Origin of the sequence: Streptomyces sp. VRA16 Mangrove soil, from assembly GCF_017377775.1 — a bacterium.
GTDB lineage: Bacteria > Actinomycetota > Actinomycetes > Streptomycetales > Streptomycetaceae > Streptomyces.
In genome coordinates this window covers 1,088,152-1,099,948 of sequence record NZ_JAFVLN010000001.1, presented here as the reverse complement: position 1 = coordinate 1,099,948, position 11,797 = coordinate 1,088,152, and the positions used below count along the sequence as shown (strand labels likewise).

The window sequence follows — 11,797 nt, the reverse complement described above, 5'->3', positions numbered from 1 at the left end:
TCGAGTCTTACAGTCGGGCGACTGCCGGGACAAGCCCCCATGTGATCTCCAGCCGGTAAACATCGGGGAAACTTGTACAGACAACTCTTGCCGCAGCGGCCGGGCCCCGCGCAGGCTTGCCGTCATGAGCTTCGCAACAGCACCTTCCCCGCCGGTCACCCTGCCGCGCGGCCGCGCCGATCTCGTCGTGGTCGGCGCCGGCATCATCGGTCTCGCGCACGCCGTGGAGGCGGTGCGGCGCGGCCTGAGGGTCACGGTCGTCGAGCGGGACCTGCGTCCGGTGGGCGCGTCCGTGCGCAACTTCGGGCACTGCTGCATCACCGCCCAGCAGGGCGACCTCCTCACGCTGGCGCAGCGGTCGCGGACCGGCTGGCTGGACGCCGCGGCGCAGGCAGGACTGTGGGCGCCCGAGGCAGGCGCCCTGGTGGTGGCGCGTTCAGCGACGGAGCTCGCGGTCCTGGAGGAGCTGCGCGACGAGCGCGGCGCCGACGCGGTGCGGCTGCGCACCCGTGACGAGGTGGGCGAGGCGCTCGGCCGCGCCACCGACGAGCGCGCCGACCTGGTGGGCGGCGCGCTGCTCCCCGCCGACCTGCGGGTCAACCCGCGGGAGGCGGCGCCCCGACTCGCCGCATGGCTGGCCGGGCAGCCCGGGGCGACGGTCCTGTGGGGCACGAACGTCACCGGCGTCGAGCCGGGCACCGTGCACACCGCTCGCGGCCCGGTCCACGGCGACCAGATCCTGCTCTGCGTCGGGCACGACCTGGACCGGCTGTATCCGGTGGAGGCGGAGGCGCACGGCATCGAGCGGTGCCGGCTCTCCATGGCGCGGATCGAGGCACCGACGGCGTTCCGTACGGACGCGGCGGTGCTGACGGCGACCTCGATGCTGCGCTACGACGCGTTCACGGCGACGCCGTCGGCGACCCGGCTGCGCGCCGAAGTGACCGGGCACAGCCCGGAGTTGCTGGACGTCGTCGCCAACGTGATGTTCACGCGGCTGCCCGACGGCACGGTTCTGGTCGGCGACTCGCACGCGTACGACGTCACGGAGATCCCGTTCCAGGACGAGGCCACGTCGGCGCTGCTGCTGCGCGAGGTCGCGCGCGTGCTCGGGGTGCGCGAGGTACGGGTCACCGAGCGCTGGCAGGGGGTGTACGCGAGCAGCGCCCGCGGCCCGCTGCTGGTGCGGGACGTCGCGCCGGGCGTGCGGGCGGTGGCGGTGACGTCGGGGGTCGGGATGACGCTGTCGTTCGGCCTGGCGGCGGCGACGTTCGACGGGGCGCTCAAGGCCACGGCCTGAGCGCTGAACAGAGCTGAGGAAGGGGCTCCTCCCCTCGCATGGGCTCCCTTTCCCCCAGCCCACTGCGGTGCCGGTCGGCATTGCGGCGCCAGCCGACCTACTGAGGCGCCGGCCGGTGCACGCCTCCCAGCTCGGTTCCGGCGTAGAGAGCGCTGCCGACGGCCGGGGGAAAGAGCCCGCTGGGCGAGGCCCCGCGGATCACCCAGGCGTCGCGGCGCAGTCCGGAGCGGACGCCGGATCCGGCGCTCCGGCTGGAGATGTGCCGTCCGGGGCCGGCCCTGGACCGAGCGCTGGCAGCGAGCCCCGAGATGTGCCTATACTCCCGGCCGCATCGCGTGTCGGTCACCGGCTGGGTGAGACATGGAGGTGCCGGAGTTGCCTTCTGGAGGCAATCCACCATGGCAGTTCAGCTCAATCACACCATCGTCCACGCCCGGGACAACCGGGAGTCGGCCGAGTTCCTGGCCCACGTCCTGGGGCTCGAAGTCGGCGCCGAATGGGGACCGTTCGTCGCGCTCGACCTCAGCAACGGCGTGACCCTGGACTTCGCGTCCGTCCCCGCCGAGTCCATCGTGACCCAGCACTACGCCTTCCTCGTCACCGAGGAGGAGTTCGACGGGATCTTCCGGCGCATCAAGGACGCGGATATCCCCTACTTCGCCGACCCGCACGGCAAGCAGCCCGGCGAGATCAACCACAACGACGGCGGTCGTGGCGTGTACTTCCTGGATCCCGTGCGCCACGGCATGGAGGTCATCACCCGTCCCTACGGGAGCGGCGCCGACGACTGACGTCGTCCTGATCCCGGCCGCCGCACCGGCTGTACCGCTCGGCTTCGAGCGGTACAGCCGTTCTCACGTGAAGTCGGTGACCTCCAGCAGGAGCAGCACCGTCCCGACCACGACCGCCGACACCGCCAGTGCTGCCAGGCCCAGCGCCATGCGCCGGGCCGGGCGACTGACGAGTTCGGCATCCTCCTGGCGGACCGTCGCCGAGCACGGCAACACCGCCAGACCGTAGGTCACCAGGCCTGCCGTACCGACCGTCAGGCCCAGTCCCAGCCACGTCACACCCGCGGACATAAAGGACATGTAACCGATTCTGAGCCCTCGGTGACGATCTCGCTATGCGAGGCTCCGGCCACGGGCTCCGGGCGCGGACTTCAGCCCACGTACACGTCCTCCACGTACCGGCCCTCGGCCACGAGTCCGGCGAGCCACTCCTCGGCCGCCCGCTCGTCGGCGCCGGGAGTGCGCTCGCGGTACAGCGCCCGGAAGGCGGCACGGACGCCGGGCGCCATGCGGGCCCCGTCGCCGCAGACGTAGACGCGGGCCCCGGCGTCGAGGAGCCGGCCCACTTCGTCCGCCTCGGCGGCGATGCGGTGCTGCACGAAAAGGTGCCCGTCGACGGGTGCGTCGCTGAACACGGGCCGCAGCGAGACGGCCCCCGCGGCGTCGGCCGCACGCAGCTCATCGGCGTGCAGGAAGTCGCGCTCGGGATGGTCGCAGCCGAAGTAGACGAGGGCGGGGGCGAGCCCCGCGTGGCGTTCGGCGACGGCGCCGCGGAACGGGGCGAGCCCGGTCCCGGCCGCGATCATGATGACGGGTTCCGGTGCTTCGGGCCTGATCCGGAAGGCGTCGCGGCACGGCTGGACGCGGCCGAGGACCGTGTCACCGGGGCGCAGCGCGGCCAGGTGGGTGGAGCCGGTCCCCCGGTGGCGGCCGCACCCGGACGCCGCGGGGGCGTCGAGGACGGAGACCATCAGGTCGATGTGGCCGGGCTTGCCTGCGTCCGGGCTGGACGAGATGGAGTAGTGGCGCGGCTTCAACGGCGGCAGCAGGCCGAGGAGTTGCGTCCATCCCAGGGCGCCGCGCAGCGCGGGGTGGTCCTCGACGAGCTCGACGAAGGTGCGCGGGTCGTCGGCCGTCCATGCCTTCAGGGCGGCCGCTTCGGGCGGGCACGGGTTGGCGGCGGCGAGCACGGCCACCTGCTCCACGGTCGGCCGGTGCGTCAACTCGACATGATGAGTGAGGAGTTCGCGGACCGAGAGCGGCCGGTCGACCGTGAGCGCGGCGCGGCGCGGCCGGTCGTCGCGGACGTCGAGGAGCGTGTCGGGGTCGAGGCCGAGCGCCACCAGCACCCGGTCGACCAGGGTGCCTTCGTGCGCGGGCAGCACGGTGAGGTGGTCGCCTGTGCGGTACGTCGTGCCCTCGGGCAGCGCGAGCCGCAGGAACCGCTTGGTGCGGGGGTGTTCGGCGGCCGTCAGGTCGTGGGACTCGGTGACGGTGAACGCCGCGAGCCCGTGCCGGGCGGCCGCCGCGTCCAGGGGACCGCCGGTGATCTCCCGGATCTCGTACGTCGACGAGGGCGCGGGCGCTGCGCCGGTGGCGTCGGGGTCGCCGTACCGCTCCAGGAGAGCGGCGCGCAGCCGGGTGGTGAAGGTGCGCACGGTGCCGTTGAGGTCGCCGGAGGCGTCGGCGGCGGCGCGCTCGCACAGGCGCTCGGCGCCCGCGGCGGCGAGGCGTTCGTCGATGCGCGTGGGCATGTGCTGGTAGGTCGCGGCCCAGTTGCGGTCACCGACGCCCAGGACGGCATACACGACGCCCGCGGGGATCTCGGCGTCGAGCGCGGCGGCGAACTGCCGTGCGTCGTCGGTCGGTTGGCCGTTGTAGGAGGCGGCGACGACGATCACCGGGCGGTCGGTGGGCAGGGCGCCGGCGTAGGCGTCCAGCGGCGCGACCTCGGTCGCGCAGCCGAGCGCGGCGGCCTCGTCGGCGAGCTGTTTGGCCAGGGCCGTGCAGGTGCCGTAGTTGCTGCCGCGCAGGAAGAGGGCGCGGGTGCCGGGGCGCACGCGCACGGGCAGGCCCGCGGTGTCGGGGTCCTGTTCGGTACGGGCGGCGACGTGGCCGGGCAGCGTGCCGTGGCGGCGGTCGGCCGGGGTGCGAGGGACGAGGGTGAGGGTGAACCCGTCGGGCTTCATGGTGAGGGCCTCCTTCACCGTGAGCCGGTAGTCGGCGTAGTCGCGCAGCCGGTAGCGGTGTACCAGCATGGCGAGCAGCATGGTCGCCTCGTGCAGGGCGAACTGCCGCCCGATGCAGGCGCGTTCCCCGGTACCGAACGGCTTGAAGGCGTGCACGGAACGGGCCGCCTCGGCCTCGGGCGTGAACCGGTTCGGGTCGAACCGCTCGGGGTTGTCGCCCCACACGGGCTGTCGGTGCAGCATCGGTGCGAGGACGCTGACGCCCTGGCCCGCGCGCAGCGGGATGCTGCCGCCGAGCAGGGTGTCCTCGCGGGCCTCGCGGCTGAACGCGGCGGCGGTGGGCCACAGGCGCAGCGCCTCGTTGAGGACCTGCCGGGTGTAGGTGAGCCGGCCGATCTCGTCGAAGTCGGGCTCGGGGTCCGGGGTGTCGCCCCACAGGGCGTCGACCTCGCGGCACACGAGGTCGAGAACGGCCGGGTTCTTCGCGAGGTAGTACAGGGCGAAGGACATCGCGCCGGACGTCGTCTCGTGTCCCGCGATGAGGAAGGTGATGACCTGGTTGCGGATGTTGGCGGTGTCCAGCGTGCCGCCGTCCCGGGGGTGTTCGGCGGTGAGCATCAGGCCGAGCAGGTCGTCGGCGCACGCCGCCCCGTCGCGCACCCGCGCCGCGATGACGTCGTCGACGACCTGGGCGAGATGGTCGGAGTCGGTGCGGAACGCGGCGTCGACCGCCGAACAGTCGCGTCCGGGGGTGCGGCCGAGGCGCTTCATGCTCCATTCCAGGCAGCGCACCATCGACTCCACGAACGGGTGCGGCTCGACGCTGTCGAACGACCCGAAGTCGTAGCCGAATCCGGCGAGTCCGATGGTGTCGAGCGTCATCCGGGTCATGTCGCCGGGCACGTCGACGGAGCTGCCGTCGTGGGCCGCACGGTCCCAGCTGTCGATCAGCCGGCGGGCGACGCGGTACATCACCGGGTGGTAGGTGCGCATCGAGCCGAGCGCGAAGGCGGGCATCAGGATGTCGTGCGCGCGGGACCAGTTCGGCTCGTCGTTGTAGGCGGTGAAGAGGCCGTCGGCGGCGAACTCCCGTACGTTCTGCAGGGCGGGGCCCACGTGCTTGGCGAAGCGGTCCTCGTCGGCGAGTTCGGTGACCAGGTCGAGGTCGGCGACGAACAGGACGTCGCGGCCGTGCAGTCGGCGCACGAGGGCGGGGCCGTGCTTCCGCATCAGGCCCATGACCTGTTGCAGCGGGGCCGTCACCGGACCGGTGGCGGTGATGTCGATGAGCGGAAGGCCGTCGGTGGGGGGCGGCGGAGTCAGCGCGTTGTGCGACATGGTGCGACAACTGCCTTTCGCGAGACGGTGGATCGGAGCTACCCAGCTTGCTGCCGCCGCCCCACCGGTCGGCGCCGTCGCGCTACATGATTGTGTAGTGGCCCACGGCGCGTCGGGGTTGTGAGGGGCGCCGGTCCGTGGCACGCCCGGTCGGGGCCGGTTCGAGAGGAGGCGCGATGGACGCGGTGGTGTGGCGCAATCGCGCGATGGTGCTCTTCGACCGGATCCCGCTGCCGGTGGCGGTGTGCGATCCGTACGGGACGGTGCGCCTCGCGAACGCGGCACTGGCCGCCGTGTGGGACACCACGCCGGGTCGCCTCAAGGGCCGCGACATGCTGGACCTGTTCCCTCCGCTGGACGCCGCGCAGGTGGACCGGATCGCGCAGGCGCTGAAGCTGCGCCGCCGCTCGCGGTACTCGGTGAACGTGACGTGGCGGGACCCGCACGGCAGGCGGCGGCAGGGCGAGTTGATCGTCGACCCGGTCAGCGACACCGCGACCGGTCTGCCGGACCTGCTGGTGATGCTGCGCACGACCGGCGAGCCCGAGCCGCGGGAGGACTCCGTCCCCGAGCCGCTGCATCCGAACGAGGAGCGGATCCTCGCGCTGCTGGCCGCGGGCGCGACCACGGCCCGCGCGGCGCGCGAGACGGGTCTGACGAGCGACGGTGTCACCTACCACCTGCGGCGGCTGTCGCAGCGGTGGGGCGCGGCGAACCGCACCGAGCTCGTCGCCCGTGCCTACGCGACCGGCGTGCTGGTGCCGGGCGTGTGGCCGCCTCAGCTCAGGTCGTCCGTGCCGGGAATCGGTGCGCCGGAGGGGAACTCCGCCAGGACGTAGGCGTCGTACACCTCCTTCCACTCGGGACCGGCAGGACCGCTCCCGCCCCGGTCCGCGCGGTCCAGCGCGGACAGGCACACCTCCCAGCCCGCCGCGTTGCGCGCCGCGGTGTCGGCGCTCGCCAGCACGTTCGTCAGCGTGAGGCGCGTGGTGCCGTCGTCCAGGGGCGTCACGTCGAGGCGGAGCTCGTCCCCGCCCCAGCTGTAGGCGAGGTGGTGCGGGGCGTCAGCGGCGAGCACGGTGCCGGTGGACTCCGGCATGTTCGGGTCGTCGAAGAAGCGGATCCGGGCGCCGGGGCGCAGCTCGGCCACCTCGAACCGGGAGGGGAACCAGTGGGCCAGCTCGGCGGGGTCGCTCGCGTACTGCCACACGCGCGCGACCGGGCGGGCGTAAGTCCGGGTGAGCCGGACGGCGGGGCGGCCGTCGTCCAGGGTCACATAGTCGCCGGTGAGGGTCGTCATGGGTGCTCGCGCCTTCCGGTCCGGGGCTCCTTCTCGATCGAGCCTCTCACCCGCCACCGACAGCCGCCTTCCGCGAGTGCGGTGGTACGGACCGCGTTTCGCGGGCAGGCTCGTGGGCGTCGATGTCCGGATCCTGGAGGGAGACCCCGTGAGCGGCAACGCCTCGTACGGCAAGAAGGGCTTCAAACGGTCCCGCAGTCATTTCGCCGACCGGATCACGGCCGACGGCCGGGACGGCTGGCCGGTGGAGGCGGGCCGCTATCGCCTCGTCGTCAGCCTGGCCTGCCCCTGGGCGAGCCGGGTACTGGTGGTGCGGCGGCTCCTCGGCCTGGAGGACGCCCTGTCCCTCGCGGTCACCGACCCGATCCAGGACGACCGCAGCTGGCGGTTCACACTCGATCCGGACGACCGGGACCCGGTGCTCGGCATCCGCTACCTCAGTGAGGCGTACGACGCCCGCGAGACCGGCTATCCGGGTGGTGTGAGCGTGCCCGCGATCGTCGACGTCCCGTCCGGGAAGCTCGTCACGAACGACTTCCAGCAGATCACGCTCGACCTGGAGACGGAGTGGACGGCGCTGCACCGGCCGGGGGCGCCCGACCTGTATCCGGAGCCGCTGCGCGACGAGATCGACGAGGTGGCGGAGGGGATCTACCGCGAGGTGAACAACGGGGTGTACCGCGCGGGGTTCGCGACGAAGCAGAGCGAGTACGAGGACGCCTACAACGACGTGTTCGGGCGCCTAGACCAGGTGTCGCGGCGCCTGGAGGGGCAGCGGTACCTGGTCGGCGACACGATCACGGAGGCCGACGTGCGCCTGTTCACGACGCTGGTGCGCTTCGACGCCGTGTACCACGGCCACTTCAAGTGCAACCGCAACAAGCTGACCGAGGACCCGGTGCTGTGGGCGTACGCCCGGGACCTGTTCCAGACGCCGGGCTTCGGGGACACCGTCGACTTCGACCACATCAAGCGGCACTACTACCAGGTGCACGAGGGGATCAATCCGACGCGGATCGTGCCGCTCGGCCCGGACCTGTCGGGGTGGGCGACGGCGCACGGCCGCGAGAAGCTGGGCGGCCGCCCGTTCGGTGACGGGACCGCGCCGGCGTCCCGATAGCGCCCGATAAGGTCGGACGGATACGTCCATCCAGGTCACGGAGTCGCCATGCCCCGCCCTCACGTGCTTCTCTCCGCCGCCGTCTCGCTCGACGGCTGCCTCGACGACACCGGGCCCGAGCGGCTGCTGCTGTCGGGCGCCGAGGACTTCGACCGGGTCGACGCGGTGCGTGCGGCGAGCGACGCGATCCTGGTCGGCGCGGGCACCCTGCGCGCCGACCGGCCGCGGCTCCTGGTCAACTCGGCGGAGCGGCGGGCCGAGCGGGTCGACGAGGGGCGCTCCGCGTATCCGCTGAAGGTGACGGTGAGCACGTCGGGTGATCTCGATCCCGGTGATCCGTTCTGGACGACGGGCGGCGAGCGGCTCGTGTACACGACGGCCAAGGGCGCCGAGCTCGCCCGCGCCCGTCTGGGCGCCGCCGCCGACGTGGTGGCGCTCGGCGACGCCGTCGACTGGGCGGCGCTCCTGGACGACCTCGGCGGGCGCGGGGTGCGGCGGCTGATGGTCGAGGGCGGGGCGCGAGTGCACACGCAGCTCCTGCAGCAGGGGCTCGCGGACGAACTGCGCCTCGCCGTCGCCCCGTTGGTGGTCGGCGAGCCGGACGCGCCGCGCCTGTTCGGCCCCGGCGCCTATCCGGGCGGACCGCGCAGCCGGATGCGGGTCCTGGGCACGGAGCGGGTCGGCGACGTGATCGTCACCCGGTACGCGCCGACCGTCCCCGGCACCGCGCAGGAGGCGACGGCGGCGGACCGGCACTGGCTGCGGCTCGCCTGCGAACTGGCCGCCGACTGCCCGCCGTCGCGGACCGCGTTCAGCGTGGGCGCCGTGCTGGTCGCGGCCGACGGCACGGAGCTGGCGCGCGGCCACTCCCGGGAGGGCGACGACCCGGTGGTGCACGCCGAGGAGGCGGCGCTGGCGAAGCTCGACACCGGCGACCCGCGGCTGGCCACCGCCACCGTCTACAGCAGCCTGGAACCGTGCGCCCACCGCGCCTCGCGCCCGAAACCGTGCGCGCGGCTGATCGTCGACGCGGGGGTGCGGCGGGTGGTGACGGCCTGGCGGGAGCCGGACACGTTCGTGCCGGGCGCGGACGGCATCGGCGTCCTCGCCGGGGCGGGCGTCGTCGTCGCCGAGGTGCCGGAGCTGGCCGCGGCGGCGATGCTGCCGAACCGGCATCTGGTGACGCCCGCCGGGACGGAAGAAGGGGGCACCCGATGACGTGGGACGCGGACGCCCCGGGCGTGCTGCGGCTGCCGTCGGGCCGGCTGGTCCGCGGCCGGGGGCTGCGCGCCCCGGCGCCGACCGGTCCCGAACCCACGTACGGCGTCTATCTGCTGGGGCATCGACCACCGCCCGTGGACTGGGAGTTCACCTGGCTGCGCTGGCCCGACTTCCGGCTGCCGGCGGACCGGCGCCAGGCCCGCTCGGTGCTGGCCGACGTGTGGCGGCGCAGCGCGGACGAGCGGGTGGAGCTGGCGTGCGCGGGCGGGCGCGGCAGGACCGGGACGGCCCTCGCCTGTCTGGCGGTGCTCGACGGGGTCCCGGCCCGCGAGGCCGTCGCGTACGTACGGCGGCACTACGACCCGCGCGCGGTGGAGACGCCGTGGCAGAAAGGCTACGTACGGAAGTTCACGCCACCGGAGCGGCAACCGGAAAAATAGGTTGCGCCGCGCCCCTCCCCGCCGGGCACCATGACCGGGTCACAGCCCTCACCGGAGCAGGAGAACGGAATGCGCCGATTCCTCGAAGCAGTTCAGCGCCCACGCCGGACGATCGTTCTCGAGGACTCGACCTTCCATGCAGATCCCGCAGCTTCGCACCACCCTGAACATCGGCATTCTCGCCCACGTCGACGCAGGTAAGACCAGTCTCACCGAGCGGCTCCTGTTCGACACGGGCGCCATCGACCGGCTCGGCAGCGTCGACGCCGGCGACACCCGGACGGACACCGGCGCGATCGAGCGGCAGCGCGGCATCACGATCCGCTCCGCCGTCGCCGCGTTCACCGTCGGCGACACCCAGGTCAATCTGATCGACACCCCCGGGCACAGCGACTTCATCGCCGAGGTGGAGCGTGCCCTCGACGTGCTCGACGGGGCCGTGCTCCTCGTCTCCGCGGTGGAGGGCGTGCAGGCGCAGACGCGTGTGCTGCTCAGGACGCTGCGGCGGCTCGGGCTGCCCACGCTCGTGTTCGTGAACAAGGTCGACCGGGCGGGCGCCAGGACCGGCCCGCTGCTCGACGACATCCGCCGCAGGCTCACGCCGTCCGTGGTGCCGCTGGCCGACGTCCGCGACGCGGGCACCCCGCGGGCCACGGTCGCCGCGCGGGCGCTGGACGACGCGGCGGCGCAGACCCTCTCGGAGGTGGACGACACGGTCCTCGCCGCGCTGGTCGACGGGCCGCCGCCGGGCCCCGCGGCGTTGCGCCGGGCGCTCGTCGCACGCACCGGCGAAGGACTGGTGCACCCCGTCCTGTTCGGCTCGGCGCTGGGCGGTCAGGGCGTGCCCCAACTGCTCGACGCCGTACGCGAGTTCCTGCCCGCGGCCGGGAAGGGTGACAGGACGGCGCCGCCGTCCGGGACGGTCTTCGCCGTGCGCCGCGGGACGGCCGGGGAGCGGATCGGGTATCTGCGTCTGTACGACGGTGAGGTGCGGGCCCGCCAGAAGGTGACGTTCCTGCGCGAGGACGTCGAGGGCGGGGCGCAGGAGCTCACGGCACGGATCACCGGGCTGCGGGTCGTCGGCTGCGCGGGGGACGTCGCGGGGCCGGGGCAGATCGCCGAGGTGCGGGGTGTCGCGGGTGTGCGGGTGGGCGACCGGCTGGGCCCGCCGCGCGCCGGGCGGGCCGGGTTCGCGCCGCCCACCCTGGAGACGGTGGCGCGCGCGGTCCACCCGGGCCGGGGTGCGGGCCTGCGGGCCGCGCTGCTCGACCTCGCCGACCAGGACCCGCTGATCCACGCCCGGCCCGCTCCGGCCGGTGCGACGGCACTCCTGCTGTACGGGGAGGTGCAGAAGGAGGTCCTCGGGGCCACCCTGGCGCAGGAGTTCGATATCGAGGCGACGTTCGAGCCGAGCCGCATCCGGTGCGTGGAGCGCCCCGTGGCCACCGGCGAGGACGTCGAGGAGATGGGCGGGCACAGCACCACGGGTCTGCCCGCGACCGTCGGCCTGCGGATCGCACCGGGGCCGCACGGCTCCGGCCGCGTCTTCACGTACGAGACCGAACTGGGCGCCCTGCCGCGGGCGTTCCACCAAGCCGTCGAGGACACGGTGCACGCCACGCTCGCCGCGGGCGGCCCGCACGGCTGGCCGGTGACGGACTGCCGGGTCACCCTGATCCGCTCCGGGTTCGACTCCCCGGTGAGCGTGGCGGGCGACTTCCGCACGGTGACGGCGCTGGTGGTGCGCCGCGCCCTGGAGCGCTGCGGCACCCGGGTCTTCGAACCGGTGCACACCTTCGAAGTGGAGATCCCGCTGGACGCCCTCGCCCCGGTGACCGCTCGACTGGCGGCACACGGAGCCGAGTTCGGGGAGACGACGGGCGGCCGCACCTCCTGGCTGATCACCGGGGAACTGACCGCGCGTCGGGTCCGCGACATGGAGCTGGCGCTGCCGGGGCTCACGCACGGCGAGGGGGTGTGGTGGTCGCGTGTGGCGGGCGACCGGCCGGTGCGGGAGTAGCGGACACGGCACCCGGCCGTGACACCAGCGAACCGGGTGGCCCGACGTGACGAACAGCGGGAGCGCACGGGTGCGCAC

Annotated in this window: 10 protein-coding genes; 7 read left to right on the top strand and 3 right to left on the bottom strand. The window is 73.6% G+C overall.

Annotated elements, in window-relative coordinates; translation table 11 throughout:
- Positions 1–124: 124 nt before the first annotated feature.
- Positions 125–1,300: a TIGR03364 family FAD-dependent oxidoreductase gene (locus J3486_RS04885; RefSeq protein WP_229377406.1), complete on the top strand. Its 1,176-nt coding sequence runs from the start codon at positions 125–127 to the stop codon at positions 1,298–1,300.
- 398 nt (positions 1,301–1,698) lie between these two features.
- Positions 1,699–2,091 (top strand): VOC family protein, encoded by a 393-nt coding sequence (locus J3486_RS04880; RefSeq protein WP_207818661.1) that lies wholly within the window; start codon positions 1,699–1,701, stop codon positions 2,089–2,091.
- Between the two features lie 63 nt (positions 2,092–2,154).
- Here the strand turns inward: J3486_RS04880 and J3486_RS04875 are convergent, their stop codons facing one another.
- Together J3486_RS04875 and J3486_RS04870 are read right to left on the bottom strand one after the other, a co-directional pair.
- Positions 2,155–2,391, bottom strand: coding sequence for a hypothetical protein (locus tag J3486_RS04875; protein WP_207818660.1), 237 nt, complete (start codon positions 2,389–2,391; stop codon positions 2,155–2,157).
- Between the two features lie 71 nt (positions 2,392–2,462).
- Positions 2,463–5,618 (bottom strand): cytochrome P450, encoded by a 3,156-nt coding sequence (locus J3486_RS04870; protein ID WP_207818659.1) that lies wholly within the window; start codon positions 5,616–5,618, stop codon positions 2,463–2,465.
- Positions 5,619–5,794: 176 nt separating this feature from the next.
- Here J3486_RS04870 and J3486_RS04865 point away from each other — a divergent pair, with 176 nt between their 5' ends.
- Positions 5,795–6,457: a PAS domain-containing protein gene (locus J3486_RS04865; RefSeq protein WP_207818658.1), complete on the top strand. Its 663-nt coding sequence runs from the start codon at positions 5,795–5,797 to the stop codon at positions 6,455–6,457.
- On the opposite strand, the gene J3486_RS04860 is transcribed toward J3486_RS04865, so the two are convergent.
- Positions 6,397–6,918, bottom strand: coding sequence for an SRPBCC family protein (locus J3486_RS04860; protein ID WP_207818657.1), 522 nt, complete (start codon positions 6,916–6,918; stop codon positions 6,397–6,399). The genes J3486_RS04865 and J3486_RS04860 overlap by 61 nt on opposite strands.
- Positions 6,919–7,066: 148 nt before the next feature.
- Between J3486_RS04860 and J3486_RS04855 the strand changes: the two genes are divergently transcribed.
- The 4 genes from J3486_RS04855 to otr(A) all read left to right on the top strand — a co-directional run bounded on the left by J3486_RS04855 (position 7,067) and on the right by otr(A) (position 11,719).
- A complete protein-coding gene (locus tag J3486_RS04855) occupies positions 7,067–8,038 on the top strand; it encodes a glutathione S-transferase family protein (RefSeq protein WP_207818656.1) in 972 nt (323 codons plus the stop codon).
- 48 nt (positions 8,039–8,086) lie between these two features.
- Positions 8,087–9,256, top strand: coding sequence for a dihydrofolate reductase family protein (locus J3486_RS04850; RefSeq protein WP_207818655.1), 1,170 nt, complete (start codon positions 8,087–8,089; stop codon positions 9,254–9,256).
- The gene (locus tag J3486_RS04845; protein ID WP_207818654.1) at positions 9,253–9,699 is read left to right on the top strand and encodes a protein-tyrosine phosphatase family protein; all 447 of its coding nucleotides are present in this window, start codon (positions 9,253–9,255) and stop codon (positions 9,697–9,699) included. Before J3486_RS04850 ends, J3486_RS04845 begins: the two co-directional genes overlap by 4 nt.
- A gap of 136 nt (positions 9,700–9,835) precedes the next feature.
- Positions 9,836–11,719 (top strand): tetracycline resistance ribosomal protection protein Otr(A), encoded by a 1,884-nt coding sequence (otr(A), locus tag J3486_RS04840; protein WP_207818653.1) that lies wholly within the window; start codon positions 9,836–9,838, stop codon positions 11,717–11,719.
- The last annotated feature ends 78 nt before the right edge of the window (positions 11,720–11,797 follow it).